The sequence below is a fragment of the Rhodospirillales bacterium genome, from assembly GCA_016699855.1.
In the GTDB taxonomy this organism is placed as follows: domain Bacteria; phylum Pseudomonadota; class Alphaproteobacteria; order Reyranellales; family Reyranellaceae.
In genome coordinates this window covers 3115406-3135710 of the sequence record CP064988.1, presented here as the reverse complement: position 1 = coordinate 3135710, position 20305 = coordinate 3115406, and the positions used below count along the sequence as shown (strand labels likewise).

The window sequence follows — 20305 nt, the reverse complement described above, 5'->3', positions numbered from 1 at the left end:
CCCTTGCGGCTCGCGCGGCCCGGATGGCGTCAGATGACCGCGCGGCTGGCGCGCAGCGCGGCGATGTCGGCGTCGGCGAGACCGGCTTCGCGCAGCAGCTCGTCGGTGTGCTGGCCCAGCGCCGGCCCCGGTCCGGCGGTGCGCGGCGTCGCGAAATCAAGGCGCATCGGATTGGCGATCGTGCGCGGCATCTCGGGATTGTCGGCCGGCACGATGGCGCCGCTGTGGACGGCCTGCTCGTCGTCGGGGATGTCCTGCGGCCGGCTGATGACGCCGAAGGTGATGTCGTGCGCCGCCAGCGTGTCGCGCCAGTAGGCGTAATCGCGGCGCTCGAACGCCTCCGACAGCATCGCGGCGAGTTCCGGCGTCCGCGAGCGGCGGGCGTCGCGCGTGGCGAAGCGCGGATCGTGCTCCAGCTCCGGCATCTCCAGCGCCTTGCAGAACGGCGGCCACAGCTTCTCCTCGCGCACGATCGTGAGCTGCAGCCAGCGGTCGTCCTTCGTGCGGTAGAGGTTGCCCAGCGCGCTGCGCGGCCGGTCGCGCGGCGGCCGCGGCGCGAGGAACGCGCCGACCAGCGCCGCCTGCGCCACGATCCCGCACGACCACAGGCCGTTGCCGAGCAACGACGTGCCGACCCAGCTGCCCTCGCCCGTCTTCATGCGGTGGATGACCGCCATCAGGATGGACGACACCAGACCCATGGCCGTGGCCCGGTCGCCCTGGGCCGGCACCGCCGTGCCCGGCGGACCGCCCTCGTAGCGCTGCGCGTCGAACAGGCCGGAGCGCGCGAAATACGCCGTCGCGTCGAAACCGGGCCGGTCGCGGTCGGGCCCGGTTTCGCCGTAGCCCGTGAGCGACGCGTAGATCATGCGCGGGTTGACGGCTTTGACATCCTCGTAGCGCAGGCGCAGGCGGTCGCGCACCGGCGGCGGGAAGTTGATGATCAGGATGTCGGATCTCTCGATCAGCCGGTCGAGCGCCGCGCGCGCGGCGGGTTGTTTGAGATCAAGCGAGATCGAGCGTTTGTTGCGGCTGTCGAGGTGCCAAGCGTAATTGACCGGGCTCTTCGGATAGCTCGGCGAATCGCGCACCATCAGACGGTTGGGGTCGCCCTCCGGCGCCTCGACCTTGATCACGTCGGCGCCCCAGTCGGCCAGCACCGCGGCGGCCGCCGGGGCGGCGATGAAGCTGCTGATGTCGAGCACGCGCATTCCGCTGAGCGGCAGTGCCTCGTCGGCCACGATTCCTCCGGCGCTTCTTGTTTCGGCCGGGAGCATCGCGGAGCGGCCGCCCCACGGTCAACCTTGACCGGCGCAACGCGGCCGTGCGCGCCTCACCCCAGATCGGGCGGCGGGTAGTAGGGCTTGTCGCCCAGCGCCTTGACCCTCGCCCAGAACTCCGGACCGGACGCCTTGCCGACGGCGTCGAGATCGGCGGCCTGGCGCCAGATGTTCCACGATTCCGGGTGCAGGCGGCTGGCCTCCGACAGATGCCGGTCGCCCTCCTCCGCACGCCCGTTCCGGCGCAGCCAGGTGCCGAGCCGGAACAGCGCGTGCGCGCGCGCGATATCGTCGGTGACCGGAGGCAGGTGGTCCCGCGCCGCCGGCGCGGCGAGCGCGTGGCGGCCGGTCAGAACCCACTGCCGCACCGCCTCGAGATAGGCCTCGCGCGCCGCGCTGCGGGCGGCCTGGTCCTCCGGCGTCATCGTCCTGGTGGCAAGATCCATGCGGCGGAAATGGTCGGTCGACCCCGCCGTCTCCGCCGGCCGCACGACGCGGCCCGTCTCGTCGATCCACACCGCCTGCGGCACGTTGGTCATGCCGTAAAGGTCCGCGACGCGGTGGTCGGGGTCGACGAGGCACCAGTAGTCCGGCTTCGCGGCCTCGATCCACTGACGCGCGTGCTCGGCGCCGCGGGTCTCCTCGGCGACCGCCACGACCATGAAATTCCTATCCTTGAGACCGGCGAAGAGTGTCTGCCACACGGGCAAGTCGAACCTGCAGCCTCACCAACTGGCCCATGTGGTGAGGAACACCTTGCGGCCGCGCAGCTCCGACAGCGACCGCGGCGCGCCGTCGAGACCGGCCAGCGTGAAATCCGGCGCGGCGAGGCCCTCCAAGGACTCCCGCCGCGTCGCCGCGCCGGTGCCCAGCGACCAGACGTCGCCCGATTCGGCGCGGACCACGGGATGGCCGAGCCGGCGCCAGAACGCCGCGAGGTCGACGCGGCCGTCGCGCGTCTCGGCGGCGAGCAACGGCACGCACACGTCGCCGCGGCACATGCCCTCGGGCTTCAGCGTCCAGCCGAGCGCGCGCTCGGCGTCGGCGCCGCCGACCCACAACCCGTCGCGCGCCGCGACATCGTGCTCGCCCTGGTCCGTCAGAATCGTGGCCATGTCCCGCTCCCGCCCGCTTCGCACGGACCGGACCTTACGTCGGACGCGACGCCCGCGCACCGTCACATTCCGGCGAGCGCGCGCAACGCCCTCCAGTCCACAGGCAGGATCGAGATCACGCCCAGAAGCCCGAAGCCGCCCAGCGCCGCGCCCGAGACGCGGTTCAACCACAACAGGCCGCCGCCCTCGAACCAGACCCGCGCCATCCACGCGATCAGGCAGAGGCAGGCCCACCACGCCAGCGCGCCGGCGAAGACGCCGGCGATCAGCGCCGTCGCGGAGGTGGCGTCGCCGCCGACGTTGCTCAGCCCGCGGCCGGCGAACACCGCGCCGAACGCCATCACGGTGATCGGATTGAAGATCGTGATGAAGAAGCTGGAGCTGAGGTAGCGGGCGTAGGTGACGTAGGGATGCGCCGTGTCGGCGGCGACGGGATCGCCGATGTTGCGCGGGCGGTGGCGGAAGTAGGACCAGCCCAGCCAGACGAGGATCGCGCCGCCGACGCCCCGGATCCAGCTCTCGTAGCGCGAGATGAACTCGGCCACGAAGCTCAGGCCGAACGCCGCCACGCCGCCGAACACCGCGTCGCCGATCGCCGCGCCGACGCCCGTCACGTAGCCGGCGATGGTGCCGGCGGTGATCGTTCGCTGGATGCAGAGGATTCCCGCCGGCCCGATCGGCAGCGCGATCAGGAATCCGATGATCGAGCCTTCGATGACGAGGAACAGCGGGGCGATGTCGATCGGCGGCACGCGCGGCGCCTCAGACCGGGACGGCGTCGAAGCGGCGCGGCGGCGCCACCATCGCGTCCTGCGCCTCGACCAGCCGAAGCTCGCGGCCGCCCGCCGCCACCGTGGCGGCGAGCACGGCGAAGATCGCCGAGGCGGCGAACCCCAGCGCGGCGCCGGGGTCGCGCGTCTCCAGCCAGCGCGCCAGGAACAGCGCCGCGACCGCGTCGCCGGTGCCGTTGGGCGCGGGATCGAACGCCAGCAGCGGCGTGGCGACCGTCCACGCCGCCCGTTCCGTCACCGCCAGCATCTCGATCGTGTCCGCCGCGGCGGCGGCTCGGCGCAGGCTGGTGACCAGCGTGACGCGCGGATGGTGGCCGGCCGCGCCGACGCCCAGCAACGTGCGGGCGGCGTCGACGGCGTCGGCCAGGGTCGCGACCGTGCGGCCGGTCAGCAATTCCAGCTCGAAATGGTTCGGCGTGACGATGTCCGCCGCCGGAATGGCCACATCGCGGAAAAACTCGGCGATTCCGGGCCGCACGAAGACGCCGGATTCGACGTCGCCGATCACCGGGTCGCAGCACCACACCGCGGCGGGATTGGCGGCGCGCACCGCGCGGGCCGCGTCCATGGCGACGGCGCCCAGCGCCGCGTCCCCGAGGTAGCCGGTGAGCACGGCGTCGCAGCCGGGAAACACCCCGCGTTCGCGCACGCCCTCGACGACCTCGCGCACCTGGTCGGCGCCCGCGACGCGTCCGCGCCACGCGCCGTAGCCGGTGTGGTTGGAGAAATCGACCGTGTTGACCGCCCAGACCTCGTGGCCCAGTCGTTGCAACGGGAAAACGGCGGCACGGTTGCCGACATAGCCGTAGGCGACGTGGGACTGGATCGACAGGATTCGCATCGCCCGGACTGGTCGGCCATCGCGACGGTTGTCCCGCCGGTCGTTCGATATATAGTCCGCCGCGCTTTCGGGGGGGAGAGGATTTCCGACATGACCCAGACCGTCCGTCCGCGGCGCAGCGTCCTGTACATGCCGGGCGCCAACACCCGCGCGCTGGAGAAGGCGCGCACCCTGCCGGCCGACGCGCTGATCTTCGACCTCGAGGACGCCGTGGCGCCCGACGCCAAGGAGGCCGCCCGCGCCAACGTCGTGGCGGCGGCCGCGAGCAAATCCTACGGCAAGCGGGAGATCGTGATCCGCGCCAACGGCCTGACCACCCCGTGGGGTCGCGAGGACGTGCTCGCCGCCGCCACCTCGGGCGCCGACGCCGTGCTGGTGCCGAAGCTGGAGTGCGCCGCCGACGTCACCGCCGTCGTCGAGCTGCTCGACGAGGCCGGCGCGCCGCCGGACATGGCCGTATGGGGCATGATGGAGACGCCCAAGGGCTTCCTCCACGCCGAGGAGATCGTCTCGGCCTCGCCGCGGCTCGCCCTGATCGTGATGGGCACCAACGACCTGGTGAAGGACCTGCGCGCCCGCCACACGCCGATGCGCCTGCCGATGGTGACGGCGCTGGGCATCGGCATGCTGGCCGCCCGCGCCTACGGGATCGCCATCCTCGACGGCGTCTACAACGACATCCAGGATTCCGAGGGCTTCCGCGCGGTCTGCGTCCAGGGCGTCGAGATGGGTTTCGACGGCAAGACGCTGATCCATCCCAGCCAGGTCGAGCCGTGCAACGAGGCGTTCGCGCCGACGGCCGCCGAGCTGGCCATGGCCGGCAAGATCGTGACCGCCTTCGAGACCGCGCGCGCCGCCGGCAAGGGCGTCGTCACGGTCGACGGCCGCATGATCGAGAACCTGCACGTCGAGCAGGCGCAGCGCGCGCTGGCGCTGGCGGCGGCGATCGAGGAGCTCGCCGCCGGCTGACGGCGGTCGACGGGGCGCGGGCGATGACCAAGACCAACACCGGCAACTTCTTCGAGGATTTCCGGATCGGGCAGGAGTTGGCGCACGCCACGCCGCGCACGGTCACGACGGGCGACGTCTCGCTCTACACCGCGCTCTACGGCACGCGCTTCGCGATGCAGTCGTCGGACGAATTCGCGCGCGCCGCCGGCCTGGCGCGCGCGCCGGTCGACGATCTGCTGGTGTTCCACATCGTGTTCGGCAAGACGGTGCCGGACGTCTCGCTCAACGCCGTCGCCAATCTCGGCTACGCCGAGTGCCGTTTCCTCGCGCCGGTCCATCCCGGCGACACGCTGTCGACGCGCTCCACGGTGATCGGCCTGCGCGAGAACGCCAACCGCGAGAGCGGCGTGGTCTACGTGCGCTCGACCGGCCGCAACCAGGACGGCGCCGCCGTCCTCGACTACGTGCGCTGGGTGATGGTGCGCAAGCGCGACAAGGGGGCCGTCGTGGCGCCGCCGGACGTGCCGAAGCTGGCGCCCGCCGTCGCGGCGGCCGATCTCGCGCTGCCCGACGGTCTGGACCTGCGCGCCTACGACGCGGCGCTCGCGGGCGCGCCGCACCGCTGGGGCGACTACGCGGCCGGCGAGCGCATCGACCACGTCGACGGCATGACCATCGAGGAGGCCGAGCACATGATCGCCACGCGCCTCTACCAGAACACCGCCAAGGTGCATTTCGACCAGCTTCTGGCCGCGTCGACGCGCTTCGGCCGCCGGCTGATCTATGGCGGCCACGTGATCTCGATGGCGCGCGCGCTGTCGTTCAACGGTCTCGCCAACGCCTTCAAGATCGCCGCCATCAACGCCGGCAGCCACACCAATCCGACGCTCGCCGGCGACACGATCTACGCGTGGTCGGAGGTGAAGGAGAAGGCCGAGATCCCCGGCCGCGGCGACGTCGGCGCGTTGCGCCTGCGCACGCTCGCCGTCAAGAACGCGCCGGCCGCCGCCTTCCCCGACAAGGGCGCGGACGGCCGGACCGATCCGTCGGTGGTGCTCGATCTCGACTACTGGGCGCTGATGCCGCGCTGACCGCCGGTCAGCCGCCGGGCTCGACGCCGGCGCGCACCACCAGCCAGTCGACCACGGCGCGCACCGCCGGACGCCGGAGATGCGCCGGGGGCGCCACGATCCAGTAGCGCCATTCCGCCGTCCACTCCGCCTCGAACGGACGCACCAGCCGTCCGCGCGCCAGATGATCGCGCACCATCGGACCGCGGCCCAGCGCCACGCCCTGGCCGTCGATCGCCGCCGCGAGGATGACCATCGAATCGTCGAAGAACAGGCCGGCGCCGGCGTCGCGCTCCGCCAGCCCGGCGCGCGCGAACCACGCCGGCCAGCTCATCCACGGCTGGCGGGGAAAGGCGTCGACGTCGTGCAGCAAGGTGAAGCGCCGCAGATCGGCCATTGTGTGCGGCGGGCGCGGCCCGTGCGCCAGCGCGTGACTGCACACCGGGAACACGATCTCGCCCATCAGCGGCGCGCTCCACAGGTCGCGGTGCGGACCGGCGCCGAAGCGGATCGCGATGTCGACGTCCTCGCGCGCGAAATCGACGATATGGCGCTGCGCCTTGACGTGCAGGTCGATGGTCGGCAGCTCGGCGCGCAGATCGCGCAGCCGCGGCACCAGCCACGCCGCGGCGAGCGACGGCAGCAGGCTCACCGAGACGCGGCCGCGCCGGCGCCGGTCGCCGACGCCCTCGCTGGCCGAGGCCAACCGGTCGAAGCCCTCCGACAATCCCGGCAGCAGCGCCGCGCCCTCGGGCGTCAGCGTCACGCCCCGGGCGCGGCGGCGGAACAGCGGCGCGCCCAGCCGCAGCTCGAGCAGGCGCACCTGCTCGCTGACCGCCGATGGCGAGACGCCGAGCTCGTCGGCGGCCCGGGCGATGCCGCCGTGGCGGGCGGCGGCCTCGAAGGCGCGCAGCGCGTTGAGGGGTGGAAGGCGGCGTGGCATCTCACGAGCATAGGAATTTCCGGGCCTCGACGAAAGGAGTTCCTATTTGCAGCCGGATTTAAACTCGACGATTGTCTCGGCCGACCGACGAGCCCCGGAGAATCCGATGCTGACCCTCCACGACTACGCCGATTCCGGCAACGGCTACAAGGCGCGCCTGCTGCTGGCGCAGCTCGGAATCCGCTACGCGCTGGTCGAGGTCGACATCATGAAGGGCGAGACGCGCACGCCGGCGTTCCTCGCGCGCAACCCCAACGGCCGCATCCCGACCCTGGAGCTCGAGGACGGCGCCTGCCTCGCGGAGTCGAACGCGATCCTGTGGTATCTCGCGGAAGGCACGCCGTTCGTTCCCGCCGACCGGATCGGCCGCGCCCGCGCCCTGCAGTGGATGTTCTTCGAGCAGTACAGCCACGAGCCCTACGTCGCCACGCCGCGCTTCATCCTGCGCCACCTGCCGGCCGACCATCCGCGCCGCGCCGAGCTGCCGCAGCGTCAGAAGCAGGGCCGCGACGCGCTTGGCGTGATGGAGGCCTGGCTGGCGGCGAGTCCGTTCTTCGCCGGCGCCGGCTACTCGATCGCCGACATCGCGCTCTACGCCTACACCCACCGCGCCGACGAGGCGGGCATCGATCTCGCGCCGTTCCCGTCCGTGCGCGGCTGGCTGGCGCGCGTGGCGGCGCAGCCGGGCCACGTCGCCATGCTGACGCCGGCGCACGCGTGAGCGCGGCATAGCGTTGCGTTCCGCAACGGCCGCGGCGGACCGGTTGAACTCGGCGCCCGCGCGTGCGACACGCCGCGGCGCACCGACCTCGACGGAGAACGATCCATGCTGACGATCTACGGCGTCTATCGCTCGCGCGCCTCGCGCAACATCTGGCTGGCCGACGAGCTGGGCGTGCCGTTCCGCCACGTGCCGGTGATCCAGCACTACCGTCTGGCCGATCCCGGCGCAGTCGACGCGCCGCTCCACTCGAAGTCGCCGGCGTTCCTCAAGGTCAATCCCAACGGGCACATCCCGTCGATCGACGACGACGGGCTGGTGCTGCACGAATCACTGGCGATCAACCTTTACCTCGCGCGCAAGCACGGCGGCCCGCTGGCAGCGGCGACGGCGGCCGAGGACGGGCAGATGGCGATGTGGACGCTTTGGGCCGCGACGGAGGTCGAGCCGCAGGCGATCCTCATCGTCTACCACCGTGCCGCCAGGCCGCCGTCCGGCGAACCCGACCGGAAGATCGCCGACGCCGCCGTCGAGGCGTTGCGCGGGCCCTTCGCGGTGCTCGACCAGGCGCTGGCCGCGACCGGCTTCCTCGTCGGCGGCCGCTTCACGGTGGCCGACATCAATGTCGCGGAGGTCGTGCGCTACGCGTCGGCGGCGTCGGAGCTGTTCGACGCCGCGCCGCGGGTGAAGGCGTGGCTGGCGGCCTGCCAGGCGCGGCCGGCGTTCAAGGCGATGTGGGCCAAGCGCGACGCCGAGCCGGCGTAGATCGTCCGCGCGTTCGATACGACGTCGCGCCATCCGTTGCGCGACGAAACGCACTGGCGCGCACGATTCATTGACTTGACCGGACCGGCGGCTAAACTGCGGTTCATCGGCCGGACAGACGGCGGACGCCCGTCCGCACCGCGTCCGGCACCGTCGTTTTCCGGGGTATGGCATGAGTTCCGCGAACCGGCCCGTGAGCCGGCCCCTGTCGCCGCATCTGCAGGTCTACAAGATGCAGATGACGTCGGTGCTCTCGATCAGCCACCGAATCGCCGGCGTCGCGCTGTCGGCCGGTCTGGTCTGGCTCGTCGTCTGGATCTGCGCGGCGGCGTCGCGCGGCGGCTGGTACGAGCGCGTCGCGGCGATCAACGGCTCGATCATCGGCAAGATCTGCCTGTTCGGCTGGACGGTGTGCCTGTTCTACCACCTGTTCAACGGCATCCGGCACCTGTTCTGGGACGCCGGTCACGGCTTCGAGATCAAGGACGCCGAGCGCAGCGGCTGGCTGGTGCTCGCCGCCACGCTCGTGTGCTCGGTCGGGTGCTGGCTCGTCGCCGGGACGATGAGGTAGCGCCATGGCCGATCTCCGTCCCCCCGTCGCCCGCGTCCGCGGCCTCGGCTCCGCCAGGAGCGGCACGCACCACTGGTGGATGCAGCGCGTCACCGCCGTCGCGCTGGTCCTGCTGGTCGTCTGGCTCGCCGTCTCGCTGACGCTCCACGCGCCCGCCGGCCAGGCCGAGGCGCGCGCCTGGATAGCCTCGCCGGTCACCATGGTCATGCTGATCCTGACGGTGGCCGCCGGCCTGTGGCACGGCGCGCTCGGCCTGCGGGTCGTGATCGAGGACTACATCCACGCCGAGGGCGCGAAGATCGCGATGATCCTCGTGGTGAAATTCGCGGCGGCGCTGCTCGCCGTGGCGGCCGTGGTCGCCATCTTCAAGATCGCGTTCGGAGGCTGACGCCATGCCGCTCGACCAGGATTCCGGCAAGGGCAAGGGCGACGGCAAGCCGGGCGCCGTCAACATCGGCGGCCGCGCCTACGACGTGGTCGACCACGTCTACGACGTCGTCGTGGTCGGCGCCGGCGGCGCGGGTCTGCGCGCCACGTTCGGCATGGCCAACAAGGGCTTCAAGACGGCCTGCATCACCAAGGTGTTCCCGACCCGCAGCCACACGGTGGCGGCGCAGGGCGGCATCTCGGCGGCGCTCGGCAACATGGGCCAGGACGACTGGCGCTGGCACATGTACGACACCGTCAAGGGGTCGGACTGGCTCGGCGACCAGGACGCGATCGAGTACATGGTGCGCGAGGCGGTGCCCGCGATCATCGAGCTCGAGCACTACGGCGTGCCGTTCAGCCGCACGCCCGAGGGCAAGATCTACCAGCGGCCGTTCGGCGGCATGACGACGGAGTTCGGCAAGGGCATCGCGCAGCGCACCTGCGCCGCCGCCGACCGCACCGGCCACGCCATCCTGCACACGCTCTACCAGCAGTCGCTGCGCAACCACGCCGAGTTCTTCATCGAGTACTTCGCGCTCGACCTGATCATGGACGAGGGCGTCTGCCGCGGCGTCATGGCGTGGAACCTCGACGACGGCACGATCCACCGCTTCCGCGCCCACATGGTGGTGCTGGCGACCGGCGGCTACGGCCGCGCCTACCAGTCGGCGACGTCGGCGCACACCTGCACCGGCGACGGCAGCGCCATGGCGCTGCGCGCCGGCGTGCCGCTGCAGGACATGGAGTTCATCCAGTTCCATCCGACCGGCATCTACGGCGCCGGCTGCCTGATCACCGAGGGCGTGCGCGGCGAAGGCGGCATCCTGCGCAACGCCAGCGGCGAGCGCTTCATGGAACGCTACGCGCCGACCGCCAAGGACCTGGCGTCGCGCGACGTGGTCAGCCGCTCGATGACGCTGGAGGTGCGCGAGGGCCGCGGCGTCGGACCGAACAAGGACCACGTCCTGCTCGACATCACCCATCTCGATCCCAAGGTGATCCACGAGCGCCTGCCCGGCATCGCCGAGACGGCGCGCATCTTCGCCGGGGTCGACGTCACCAAGCAGCCGATCCCGGTGCAGCCGACGGTGCACTACAACATGGGCGGCATCCCGACCAACGTGCACTGCGAGGTCGTCACCAAGCGCGGCGACGATCCCGACGTGCCGGTGCCCGGCCTGATGGCGATCGGCGAGGCGGCCTGCGTGTCGGTGCACGGCGCCAACCGCCTGGGCTCGAACTCGCTGCTCGACCTCGTGGTCTTCGGCCGCGCCGCCGCCAACCGCGTCGAGAAGACGATGACGCCGGGCGCCGCGCACAAGACGCTGCCGGCCGACGCCGGCCACGAGGCGATCGCGCGGCTCGACCGGCTGCGCCACGCCAAGGGCGGCACCGCCACCGCCGAGCTGCGCGCCAGCATGCAGCGCGCCATGCAGAACGACTGCGCCGTGTTCCGCACGCAGCAGACGATGGAGGAGGGCTGCGTCAAGATCGACGCGGTCTACGGCGGCCGCGACGACATCCGCGTCAAGGACCGCTCGATGATCTGGAACTCCGACCTGGTCGAGACGCTGGAGTTCGAGAACCTGCTGGGCCAGGCCCAGGCGACGATCCGCTCGGCGGTGAACCGCAAGGAGAGCCGGGGCGCGCACGCGCGCGAGGACTACGCCGAGCGCGACGACGTCAACTGGCTCAAGCACTCCATCATCTGGGTGGACGAGAAGGGCGGCACGAGGATCGACTACCGGCCGGTCAAGCTGCAGCCCATGACCAACGAGGTCCAGTCGTTCCCGCCCAAGGCGCGCGTGTACTGAGCGCCGCGAAGGCTCCGGAGTAAGTCTGATGGTCGAACTCGTCCTGCCCGCCAACTCGAAGGTCCGCCCGGACGGCGACGTCTACAAGGCGCCCGCCGAGGCGAAGAACGTCAAGGCGTTCAAGGTCTACCGCTGGAGCCCGGACGACGACAAGAATCCGCGCGTCGACACCTACGAGGTCGACATGGACGCCTGCGGGCCGATGGTCCTGGACGCGCTGATCAAGATCAAGAACGAGATCGACAGCACGCTGACCTTCCGCCGCTCCTGCCGCGAGGGCGTGTGCGGCTCGTGCGCGATGAACATCGACGGCACAAACACGCTGGCCTGCACCAAGTTCATCGACGAGGTGAAGGGCGACGTCAGGATCAACCCGCTGCCGCACATGCCGGTGGTCAAGGACCTGGTGCCCGACCTGTCGGTCCCCTACGCGCAGCTCGCGTCGGTCGAGCCGTGGCTCAAGACGGACTCCCCGCCGCCGGAGCGCGAGCGGCTGCAGTCGCCGGAGGAGCGCGCCAGGCTCGACGGGCTGTGGGAATGCATCCTGTGCTTCTCGTGCACGACGAGCTGCCCCAGCTACTGGTGGAACGGCGACCGCTACCTCGGCCCGGCCGTGCTGCTGCAGGCCTACCGCTGGATCGTCGATTCGCGCGACGAGGCGATCGGCGAGCGGCTCGACCAGCTCGAGGATCCGTTCCGGCTGTACCGCTGCCACACGATCATGAACTGCACCAAGACCTGCCCCAAGGGTCTCAACCCGGCCAAGGCGATCGCCGACATCAAGCGCATGATGCTCCAGCGCGCGGGCTGACGCCCGCCGCGTAGCCCCGCATCCGTCGCGGCGCGCGGGTCCGGCCGAAACGGATACCACCAGCGCGATGCGGATCTGGGTCGTCACCAACGCCGAGCCGATGCCGACCGATCCCGGCGCGCCCCGGCTGCTGCGCAGCGGCGTGGTGGCGCGCATGATGGCGGCGCGTGGCCACGACGTCGTGTGGTGGAACGCCAACGTCGACCACACCGCCCGCCGCCGCCGATTCGAGCGCTCGACCCGGCTGGAGTTGGAGCCGCGGCTGGCGGCGTGGTGTCTCGACGGCCGCCTCTACGCGCGCAACGTCGGCCTCCAGCGCATCCTTTCGAACCGCGACGTCGCCGCCGAGTTCCGCCGCGTCGCCGCCGGCGAGGCGCCGCCGGACGCGATCCTCGTGTCCTATCCCCTGATCGAGCTGGTGCGCGACGCCGCCGCGGTCGGCCACGCGCGCGGCGCCGCCGTGGTCGCCGACATCCGCGACCTGTGGCCCGACGTCTGGGTCGAGTGGGCGCCGGCGCCGCTGCGGCCGCTGGCGCGCGTCGCCGCCGCGCCGTTCTACCGCCAGGCGGCCGCCGCGTTGCGCGCCGTAGACGCGGTGTTCGGCGCCAGCGATCCGTTGATCGACCGCGCGCTGGCGATCGCGGCGCGCCGCCGCGGGCCCGACGACACCGCCTATCCGATGGCCTATCCCGCGCCCGACTATCCGGCCGACGCGCTCGACGCGGCGCGCGGCCGCTGGGATCGCATGCTGGGTCCGCGCGACGGCCGACTCGTCTGCTGCTTCTTCGGCAACATCAGCGCGCGCGCCAACGTCGAGGTGGTCGCGCGCGCGGCGGCGGCGCTGCCGGCGGCGGCGCGCGGACGGATACTCTTCGTGCTCTGCGGCGCCGGACCCAGCGAGCCGGCGCTGCGCGCGATGACGGCGGCGCTGCCCAATGTCGTGACGCCGGGTTGGGTCGACGGCGCAGGGATCCATGCGCTGATGGAGCGCGCCGATGTCGGGCTGCTGCCCTACGCCAGCCGGCCGGACCTGTCGGCGACCCTGCCCAACAAGTTCGCCGAGTACCTCTCGGCCGGGCTGCCGGTGGTCGCCAGCCTCGGCGGCGTCGCCGGCGCGCTGATCGAGGAGACGGGCTGCGGCGAACGCTACGCCGAGTCCGACGCCGCCGATCTCGCGCGCGCGCTGGTCGCGCTGGGCGACGATCCGGAACGGCTCGCCGCGCGCCGGTCGGCCGCCCGCGCCGTGTTCGACGCGCGGCTGCGCGCCGAGACGGTGTACGGCCGCATGATCGACCATGTCGAACGCCTGGCGCGCGCCAGACGCGGCGGCGCGTAGGATCGGGCGATGATCGCTCCCGATTTCACCGACGTCACCGAGCTACCGGCCGCGCCGATCAGCCGGGCGCAACTTGAGCGTCTGGTGCAGCGCTACGTCTGGGCCGCCGGCCGGTGCGCCGGCAAGGACGTGCTCGACGTCGCCTGCGGCGCCGGCGCCGGCCTGGGCATGTTCCTTGCCCGCGCGCGCTCGGTCGTCGCGGGCGACATCGACGAGACGATCCTCTCCGTCGCGCGCGGCCATTACGGCGACCGCGTTCAGCTGCGACGCTGCGACGCGCAGGAGCTGCCGTTCGCCGACGCCTCGTTCGACGTGGTCGTGATGTTCGAGGCGCTCTACTACCTCGCCGCGCCTCAGCGCTTCGTCGCGGAATCGCGCCGCGTGCTGCGGCCCGGCGGCGAGGTCCTTCTGTGCACGGCGAACAAAAGCTTGCTCGGCTTCACGCCCAGCCCGCACAGCGTCGCCTACCACGACCCGCCGGAGCTGGCGGCGTTGTTCGCGGCGGCGGGATTCAACATGACCTTTCTAGGCGGCGCGCCCGTCGCTGAAGCCGGCCTGCGGCGTCGCGCGCTGGCGCCGGTCAAGGCCCTCGCCGGCAAGCTGGGGCTGATGCCCGGCACGATGGCCGGCAAGGAACGGTTGCGCCGTCTGGTGTTCGGCAAGCTCGCGCCGATGCCGGCGGAGCTGCGCGGCGACGAGGCGCCCTACGTCGCGCCGGTGCCGATCCCCGCCGACCGTCCCGACACGGCGTACCAGGTGCTGTACTGCGTGGCGACCCCCGTGGGATGACCCGCCGGCGGCGTCACTCCGCCGGGGCGACGGCCTTCAGCGCCTCGAGCTCGACGCGCACGCGCTCGAACACGTCGCTCCACTCGCCCGGGACGCTTTGCCGGAACAGCCGCAACGTCGGATACCACGGGCTGGTGTCGCGGCCGTGCATCCAGCGCCAGTCCGCCACGTTCGGCAGCAGCAGCCAGGTCGGCATGCCCATGCCGCCGGCGAGATGGGCGATCGGCGCGTCGACGGTGATCAGCAGATCGAGCTGCGCCAGCGCCGTGGCCGCCTCGGCGAAGTCGAAGATGCCGCGGCCGACGTCGTGCACCAGACCGTTGGCGCCGGCCTGCTGGATGTCCTTCTGCGCCGCGCCGCCCTGGAGGCTGAAGAAAAGCATCTCCGGATCGCCGGCCAGCCCGGCGAAGCGCGCGAACGGCGCCGAACGCTGGCGGTCCATCTGCTGGCCGGGCATCGCCGCCCAGTAGATGCCGATCCGCAGACGCGCCCGCGGCAGGCGGCCGAGCTTGACCCGCGGCTCGTCGGGCGCGCGCAGATAAGGCTCCTCGGCGGCGGCGGCCGGGACGTCGACGCCGCAGAGATGCGGCAACGACAGCAGCGAGGCGTGCAGGTCGAACTCAGGCAGCGGTTCGCCCTCGGCCACGACGGTGTCGACGTAGTCGAGCCGCAGCAGCAGCTCCTTGAGCAGCGCCTGGCACAGCACCAGCACAGTGGCGCCGCGCCGCTTCAGGTCGCGCGCGTAGCGCACGAACATCAAAGCGTCCGACAGGCCCTGCTCGGGATACAGCAGCACGCGGCGGCCGGCGATGTCGCCGCCGTCCCACGCCGGCTGGCGGAACTCCGGCGGCGGCACGTCGTCGAGGCGCTTGCGCCACTCGTAGTCGGCGAAGCCGCGCGCGAACTCGCCGCGCATCAGCCGCGCGACGGCGATCTCGACGCGGGCGCGGCCGTTCTCCGGCGCCAGCGCCAGCGCCCGCGTCAGGCAGCCCAGCGCCTCGTCGATGCGGCCGAGGTCGCGCAGGCAGAGGCCGAGGTTGAAGAAGCCCTCGGCGTAGTCCGGCCGCAGCGTGACGGCGCGGAAATGGTGGCGGACCGCCTCGTCGAGCTGGTTGGCGGCGCGCAGGGCGTTGCCGAGGTTGGACTGCAGCGCGGCGTTCTCGGCGTCGAGCGCCAGAGACACGCGGTGGTGCGACACGGCGGCGTCGAGCTTGCCGATCAGGCGCAGCGCGACGCCGAGGTTGTTGTGCAGCTCGGCGTGGTAGGGCCGCGCGGTCAGCAGGCGCAGGTAGCCGCCGATCGCCTCGTCGAGCCGCCCGGCGCGGTGCGCCGCCGCCGCCAGCCGCATCTGCTGGTGGAAGCTCTCGTCCTCGCTCTGGAACAACTGGCGCAGATCGCCGGCCGGCGCGCCCCGCGCGCCGTCGCCGCCATCGTCGCCGAATCCGGTCACGTCCCTCACCGCGCGTTCCGTTCCGCGGCGCCCGACGCGCGCCGCACCTCGGTCACATGCCGCGCCAGCTCGCCCCGCACGCGGTCGAAGAGCTCGTCCCAGTCGCCCGCCGCCCGCTGGCGGAACAGCCGCATCGACGGGTACCAGGGACAATCGTCGCGGTCCTGGAAGTAGATCCAGTACGTGTTGTAGTTGACGAGATCCCAGATCGGGGCGCCGAGCGAGCCCGCGAGATGGGCGACCGACGAATCGGTCATCAGCACCAGGTCGAGCTCGCGGATGATCGCGGCGGTGTCGGCGAAATCGTCGAACGCCGAGCCGAGGTCGACCACGAGCGGATGCGGCGCCTGCTGGCGGTACTCCTCGTAGGGCGGCCCCTTCTGGAGGCTGAAGAGCTGCACGCCGGGCACGCCGGCGAAGGTCAGGAACCGCTCGAGGCCGACGGCGCGCTTGGAGTTGCCGCGGAACGTCACGCTGCCCGACCACACGATGCCGACCTTGAAGCGGTCGCCGGCCAACGCCAGCCGCGGGCGCGCCTTGGCGCCGGCGCCGGCGGGGATCGTCAGCTTCGGCGGCGGCGGAATCTCGTCGATCGACTTCGTGTAGCGCCCGATCAGGCTCATGATCGGGATCGCCAGATCGTGCGGCGGCGGCGCCTCGCGCGCCGAGGACAGCTCGTCGTAGCCACCGACCTCGCCGACCAGGCGCATCAGATCGGGCTGGCAGCGCAGGACGACCTTGCCGTCGATCCCCTTCAGGCGCGGCAGGTAGCGCAGCGCGAACAGCGTGTCGCCGAAGCCCTGCTCGGAATAGACCATGAGCGTGCGGCCCTCGAGCGGCTCGCCGCGCCACACCGGCGCGCGCGTCGGCGGCTTGTAGTTGGCCAGCTCCTGCAGTTTCCAGCGCCAGTCGTAGTCGTCCCACGCCTCGCGCGTGAAGTGCCCCATGCGCAGCGAGGCGATGCCGCGGTCCCAGTGCGCGTCGGTGTGGTCCGGCTCGCTGGCGATGACGCGGTCGAACACCGCCTTGGCCTCGGCCGCCTTGCCGGCCTCCGACAGCGCCACGCCGTAGTTGTGCAGCAGGCCGATCGCCTTGGGATCGAGCGCGATGGCGCGGCGATGGCACTCCAGCGCCTCGTCGTAGCGCTCGAGGTCCTTGTAGGCGTTGCCGAGATTGCCCACGACGCCGGCGTTGCCCTCGTCGCCGTCGAGCGCGCGCACGTAGCAGGCGACCGCCATCTCCGGCCGCTTGGCCTTGCGGTAGACGACGCCGAGATTGCCCCACGCCGCGCGGTTGCCGGGCTGGACGGCGAGCACCCGCCGGTAGTCGAGGATGGCGCCGTCGAGGTCGTCCTTCTGCTGCTTGTCGAAGGCGTCGCGCATCCAGCGGCGAAGGTCGTCCACGGTCACGCGCGGCTTGCCGCCACCGGCGGTCGGGCGGATCGTGATCGGCGTGGACGGCGTCGCGGCCACGACCGACGGCGGAGACGGTGACGCCGGCGCGACGGGCGTCATCGAAACCGGCGCCACACCCCGCGGCAGCCACTCGAAGTCGTCGCTCATTGATCCTGACTCAAAATCTTTCTAATTCAATTATTTATACCATTTTCTTAACTTAATATACGGGAATCTTTGCGGGTGATTTCAAGGGCTTGGCGGGGCCGATCGCTCCGGCCATGAAAAAGCCCCCGGCGCGGGACGCCGGGGGCTGGTCCGGACGATCTCCGGACCCGCTAGGCGGCGGCCTTGAGATGGTGGCCCTTCACCATCTCCTCGGCGATCTGCACGGCGTTGAGCGCCGCGCCCTTGCGCAGGTTGTCGCTGACGATCCAGAGGTTCAGGCCGTTCTCGATCGTCTCGTCGTCGCGGATGCGGCTGACGTACACCGGATCCTCGCCGGCGATCTCGACCGGCGTGACATAGCCGCCGTCCTCGCGGCGGTCGAGCACGACGACGCCGCGCGATTTCGACAGGATCGCCCGCGCCTCGGTCGCGTCCAGCGGACGTTCGAACTCGAGATTCACCGCTTCCGAGTGGCCGACGAACACCGGCACGCGCACGCAGGTCGCCGTGATCCTGATCTTCGGATCGAGGATCTTCTTGGTCTCGGCGGCCATCTTCCACTCTTCCTTGGTGTAGCCGTCGTCCATGAACACGTCGATGTGCGGGATCACGTTGAACGCGATCTGCTTCGTGAACTTCTGCGGCACGATGCCGTCGTTCACGAACACGCCTTTGGTCTGGTTGAACAGCTCGTCCATGCCGTCCTTGCCGGCGCCGGAGGTCGACTGGTAGGTCGACACCACCACGCGCCGGATCGTGGCGGCGTCGTGCAGCGGCTTGAGCGCCACAACCATCTGGATGGTCGAGCAGTTCGGGTTGGCGATGATGCCCTTGCGCGTCCAACCGGAGATCGCCCGCGGATTGACCTCGGGCACGACCAGCGGGACGTCGGGATCCATGCGGAAATGCGACGTGTTGTCGATCACCACGGCGCCGGCCTTGGCCGCGCGCGGACTGTGGACCGCCGACACCTTGGCGCCGGGCGACGACAGCACGATGTCGATGCCTTTGAAGTCGAATTTCTCGAGGTCGCGGACTTTGAGGATCGTCTTCTCGCCGAACGAGACCTCCTGACCGACCGAGCGCGACGAGGCCAGGGGGACGAGATCGTCCACCGGGAAACCGCGCTCCGCGAGAATCGACAGGAATTCGCGCCCGACATTGCCGGTCGCGCCGACGACGGCGACCTTGTACCCCATAGCCCTTTCTCCAAATAGAACCGCGGACCGGCTGGAGCGGCCCGCGTTGCGCCCATAAATACTTCAACCGCCGCCGGCCGTCCAGCCGCGCGGTCGGCAAACGAAAAGGCCGGGGATCGCTCCCCGGCCTTCGCGTTCGATCCTTGCGGGACCGGACGGCGGACTAGAAGTCCATGTCGCCGCCCATGCCGCCCATGCCGCCGCCCGGCATCGGCGGGGCCTTCTTCTCCGGCCGGTCGGCGATCATCGCCTCGGTCGTGATCAGCAGGCCGGCCACCGAGGCGGCGTCCTGGAGCGCGGTGCGCACGACCTTGGTCGGATCGATGATGCCGGCCTTGATCATGTTCACGTACTCGCCCTTCTGGGCGTCGAAGCCGAAGTTGGTGTCCTTCGACTCCAGCAGCTTGCCGACCACCACCGAGCCGTCATGGCCGGCGTTGTCGACGATCTGCCGCACCGGCGCCTGCAGCGCGCGGCGGATGATGTCGATGCCCGCCTTCTGGTCGGGGTTGGCCGCCTTCAGCTTGTCCAGCGCGCGGACGGCGTAGAGAAGGGCCGAGCCGCCACCGGCGACGACGCCTTCCTCGACCGCGGCGCGGGTCGCGTGCATCGCGTCGTCGACGCGGTCCTTGCGCTCCTTGACCTCGACCTCGGTCGAGCCGCCGACCTTGATGACGGCGACGCCGCCGGCCAGCTTGGCGAGACGCTCCTGGAGCTTCTCCTTGTCGTAGTCCGAGGTCGTCTCCTCGATCTGCGCCTTGATCTGGCCGCAGCGCGCCTGGATGTCCGCCTTCTTGCCGGCGCCGTCGATGATCGTCGTGTTCTCCTTCTGGATGAGAACCCGCTTGGCCTTGCCGAGCATGTCGAGCGTGACGTTCTCGAGCTTGATGCCGAGGTCGTCGCTGATCAGCTGGCCGCCGGTCAGGATCGCCATGTCCTCGAGCATCGCCTTGCGGCGGTCGCCGAAGCCCGGCGCCTTGACGGCCGCGACCTTGAGGCCGCCGCGCAGCTTGTTGACGACGAGCGTGGCGAGCGCCTCGCCCTCGACGTCCTCGGCGATGATCAGCAGCGGCTTGGTCGACTGCACGACCGCCTCGAGCACCGGCAGCATCGCCTGCAGGCCCGACAGCTTCTTCTCGAACAGCAGGATGAACGGGCTCTCGAGCTCCGTGGTCATCTTGTCGGCGTTGGTGATGAAGTACGGCGACAGGTAGCCGCGGTCGAACTGCATGCCCTCGACGACGTCGAGCTCGGTCTCGAGGCTCTTGGCCTCCTCGACCGTGATGACGCCCTCGTTGCCGACCTTCTTCATCGCCTCGGCGATCATCTTGCCGATCGAGACCTCGCCGTTGGCCGAGATCGTGCCGACCTGCGCCACCTCGTCGGAGGTGGTGATCTTCTTGGCGCGGCTCTTGATGTCCTCGACGGCCGCAGTCACGGCCAGGTCGAGGCCGCGCTTGAGGTCCATCGGGTTCATGCCGGCGGCGACCAGCTTGGCGCCCTCGCGGACGATCGACTGGGCCAGGACGGTCGCCGTCGTGGTGCCGTCGCCGGCCACGTCGTTGGTCTTGCTCGCGACCTCGCGCACCATCTGCGCGCCCATGTTCTCAAACTTGTCGGCGAGCTCGATCTCCTTGGCGACGGTGACGCCGTCCTTGGTGATGCGCGGCGCGCCGAACGACTTGTCGATCACGACGTTGCGGCCCTTCGGACCGAGCGTCACCTTCACCGCGTTCGCGAGGATGTCGACGCCGCGCAGCATGCGGTCGCGGGCGTCGCCGCCGAATTTCACGTCTTTAGCAGCCATGGTCTTCTACCTTTCGGGAAATCTCTGGATTTTGAACGGGCGCGCCGGCGTGGCGCGCGG

20 protein-coding genes are annotated in these 20305 nt (G+C 71.0%); 10 read left to right on the top strand and 10 right to left on the bottom strand.

Translation table 11 applies throughout. The features are described 5' to 3' along the window. Positions 1 to 29: 29 nt before the first annotated feature. The 5 genes from IPK81_14710 to pdxY all read right to left on the bottom strand — a co-directional run bounded on the left by IPK81_14710 (position 30) and on the right by pdxY (position 4027). A complete protein-coding gene (locus tag IPK81_14710) occupies positions 30 to 1241 on the bottom strand; it encodes a CoA transferase (GenBank protein QQS10876.1) in 1212 nt (403 codons plus the stop codon). Between the two features lie 92 nt (positions 1242 to 1333). Next, positions 1334 to 1984, bottom strand: coding sequence for a hypothetical protein (locus tag IPK81_14705; GenBank protein QQS10875.1), 651 nt, complete (start codon positions 1982 to 1984; stop codon positions 1334 to 1336). Positions 1985 to 2005: 21 nt separating this feature from the next. After that, complete coding sequence (locus tag IPK81_14700) at positions 2006 to 2395, bottom strand: hypothetical protein (protein ID QQS10874.1); 390 nt, start codon at positions 2393 to 2395, stop codon at positions 2006 to 2008. Positions 2396 to 2457: 62 nt separating this feature from the next. Next, positions 2458 to 3147: a LysE family transporter gene (locus IPK81_14695; GenBank protein ID QQS10873.1), complete on the bottom strand. Its 690-nt coding sequence runs from the start codon at positions 3145 to 3147 to the stop codon at positions 2458 to 2460. A 10-nt stretch (positions 3148 to 3157) separates the two neighbouring features. Continuing rightward, on the bottom strand, positions 3158 to 4027 hold the full coding sequence (gene pdxY, locus IPK81_14690) for a pyridoxal kinase PdxY (protein ID QQS10872.1): 870 nt from the start codon (positions 4025 to 4027) through the stop codon (positions 3158 to 3160). Between the two features lie 90 nt (positions 4028 to 4117). Between pdxY and IPK81_14685 the strand changes: the two genes are divergently transcribed. Both IPK81_14685 and IPK81_14680 read left to right on the top strand, forming a co-directional pair. Next, positions 4118 to 4996, top strand: a complete 879-nt coding sequence (locus IPK81_14685) for a CoA ester lyase (protein ID QQS10871.1) — start codon at positions 4118 to 4120, stop codon at positions 4994 to 4996. Positions 4997 to 5019: 23 nt separating this feature from the next. Next, positions 5020 to 6069 (top strand): MaoC family dehydratase, encoded by a 1050-nt coding sequence (locus tag IPK81_14680; GenBank protein ID QQS10870.1) that lies wholly within the window; start codon positions 5020 to 5022, stop codon positions 6067 to 6069. A gap of 7 nt (positions 6070 to 6076) precedes the next feature. On the opposite strand, the gene gcvA is transcribed toward IPK81_14680, so the two are convergent. Beyond that, positions 6077 to 6991 (bottom strand): transcriptional regulator GcvA, encoded by a 915-nt coding sequence (gene gcvA / locus IPK81_14675; protein ID QQS10869.1) that lies wholly within the window; start codon positions 6989 to 6991, stop codon positions 6077 to 6079. A 106-nt stretch (positions 6992 to 7097) separates the two neighbouring features. Here gcvA and IPK81_14670 point away from each other — a divergent pair, with 106 nt between their 5' ends. The 8 genes from IPK81_14670 (at position 7098) to IPK81_14635 (ending at position 14227) form a co-directional block, all read left to right on the top strand. After that, a complete protein-coding gene (locus IPK81_14670) occupies positions 7098 to 7712 on the top strand; it encodes a glutathione S-transferase family protein (GenBank protein ID QQS10868.1) in 615 nt (204 codons plus the stop codon). Positions 7713 to 7817: 105 nt separating this feature from the next. Beyond that, a complete protein-coding gene (locus IPK81_14665) occupies positions 7818 to 8477 on the top strand; it encodes a glutathione S-transferase family protein (GenBank protein QQS10867.1) in 660 nt (219 codons plus the stop codon). Positions 8478 to 8649: 172 nt separating this feature from the next. Then, the gene (gene sdhC / locus IPK81_14660; protein QQS10866.1) at positions 8650 to 9048 is read left to right on the top strand and encodes a succinate dehydrogenase, cytochrome b556 subunit; all 399 of its coding nucleotides are present in this window, start codon (positions 8650 to 8652) and stop codon (positions 9046 to 9048) included. A gap of 4 nt (positions 9049 to 9052) precedes the next feature. After that, positions 9053 to 9436, top strand: coding sequence for a succinate dehydrogenase, hydrophobic membrane anchor protein (gene sdhD, locus IPK81_14655; protein QQS10865.1), 384 nt, complete (start codon positions 9053 to 9055; stop codon positions 9434 to 9436). Between the two features lie 4 nt (positions 9437 to 9440). Then, complete coding sequence (locus IPK81_14650) at positions 9441 to 11291, top strand: succinate dehydrogenase flavoprotein subunit (protein ID QQS10864.1); 1851 nt, start codon at positions 9441 to 9443, stop codon at positions 11289 to 11291. A 28-nt stretch (positions 11292 to 11319) separates the two neighbouring features. Beyond that, complete coding sequence (locus IPK81_14645; GenBank protein ID QQS10863.1) at positions 11320 to 12102, top strand: succinate dehydrogenase iron-sulfur subunit; 783 nt, start codon at positions 11320 to 11322, stop codon at positions 12100 to 12102. Between the two features lie 67 nt (positions 12103 to 12169). Beyond that, a complete protein-coding gene (locus tag IPK81_14640) occupies positions 12170 to 13438 on the top strand; it encodes a glycosyltransferase (GenBank protein ID QQS10862.1) in 1269 nt (422 codons plus the stop codon). A 9-nt stretch (positions 13439 to 13447) separates the two neighbouring features. Then, the gene (locus IPK81_14635) at positions 13448 to 14227 is read left to right on the top strand and encodes a class I SAM-dependent methyltransferase (protein QQS10861.1); all 780 of its coding nucleotides are present in this window, start codon (positions 13448 to 13450) and stop codon (positions 14225 to 14227) included. Positions 14228 to 14240: 13 nt separating this feature from the next. Here IPK81_14635 and IPK81_14630 read toward each other — a convergent pair whose 3' ends face one another. The 4 genes from IPK81_14630 to groL all read right to left on the bottom strand — a co-directional run bounded on the left by IPK81_14630 (position 14241) and on the right by groL (position 20245). Then, on the bottom strand, positions 14241 to 15677 hold the full coding sequence (locus IPK81_14630; protein QQS10860.1) for a glycosyltransferase family protein: 1437 nt from the start codon (positions 15675 to 15677) through the stop codon (positions 14241 to 14243). Positions 15678 to 15682: 5 nt separating this feature from the next. Next, complete coding sequence (locus IPK81_14625) at positions 15683 to 17239, bottom strand: tetratricopeptide repeat protein (protein QQS10859.1); 1557 nt, start codon at positions 17237 to 17239, stop codon at positions 15683 to 15685. 170 nt (positions 17240 to 17409) lie between these two features. Further along, a complete protein-coding gene (locus tag IPK81_14620) occupies positions 17410 to 18438 on the bottom strand; it encodes an aspartate-semialdehyde dehydrogenase (protein ID QQS10858.1) in 1029 nt (342 codons plus the stop codon). A gap of 163 nt (positions 18439 to 18601) precedes the next feature. Continuing rightward, complete coding sequence (gene groL / locus IPK81_14615) at positions 18602 to 20245, bottom strand: chaperonin GroEL (protein QQS10857.1); 1644 nt, start codon at positions 20243 to 20245, stop codon at positions 18602 to 18604. Between the last annotated feature and the right edge of the window lie 60 nt (positions 20246 to 20305).

Bases quoted from the DNA above. Each gene is read 5' to 3' on its own strand.
- IPK81_14620 (QQS10858.1), bottom strand. From the start codon at position 18,438: ATGGGGTACAAGGTCGCCGTCGTCGGCGCGACCGGCAATGTCGGGCGC.
- IPK81_14680 (QQS10870.1), top strand. From the start codon at position 5,020: ATGACCAAGACCAACACCGGCAACTTCTTCGAGGATTTCCGGATCGGG.
- IPK81_14685 (QQS10871.1), top strand. From the start codon at position 4,118: ATGACCCAGACCGTCCGTCCGCGGCGCAGCGTCCTGTACATGCCGGGC.
- IPK81_14665 (QQS10867.1), top strand. From the start codon at position 7,818: ATGCTGACGATCTACGGCGTCTATCGCTCGCGCGCCTCGCGCAACATC.
- IPK81_14645 (QQS10863.1), top strand. From the start codon at position 11,320: ATGGTCGAACTCGTCCTGCCCGCCAACTCGAAGGTCCGCCCGGACGGC.
- IPK81_14650 (QQS10864.1), top strand. From the start codon at position 9,441: ATGCCGCTCGACCAGGATTCCGGCAAGGGCAAGGGCGACGGCAAGCCG.
- IPK81_14640 (QQS10862.1), top strand. From the start codon at position 12,170: ATGCGGATCTGGGTCGTCACCAACGCCGAGCCGATGCCGACCGATCCC.
- sdhC (QQS10866.1), top strand. From the start codon at position 8,650: ATGAGTTCCGCGAACCGGCCCGTGAGCCGGCCCCTGTCGCCGCATCTG.
- groL (QQS10857.1), bottom strand. From the start codon at position 20,245: ATGGCTGCTAAAGACGTGAAATTCGGCGGCGACGCCCGCGACCGCATG.
- IPK81_14670 (QQS10868.1), top strand. From the start codon at position 7,098: ATGCTGACCCTCCACGACTACGCCGATTCCGGCAACGGCTACAAGGCG.
- sdhD (QQS10865.1), top strand. From the start codon at position 9,053: ATGGCCGATCTCCGTCCCCCCGTCGCCCGCGTCCGCGGCCTCGGCTCC.
- IPK81_14635 (QQS10861.1), top strand. From the start codon at position 13,448: ATGATCGCTCCCGATTTCACCGACGTCACCGAGCTACCGGCCGCGCCG.
- pdxY (QQS10872.1), bottom strand. From the start codon at position 4,027: ATGCGAATCCTGTCGATCCAGTCCCACGTCGCCTACGGCTATGTCGGC.
- IPK81_14700 (QQS10874.1), bottom strand. From the start codon at position 2,395: ATGGCCACGATTCTGACGGACCAGGGCGAGCACGATGTCGCGGCGCGC.
- IPK81_14625 (QQS10859.1), bottom strand. From the start codon at position 17,239: ATGAGCGACGACTTCGAGTGGCTGCCGCGGGGTGTGGCGCCGGTTTCG.
- gcvA (QQS10869.1), bottom strand. From the start codon at position 6,991: ATGCCACGCCGCCTTCCACCCCTCAACGCGCTGCGCGCCTTCGAGGCC.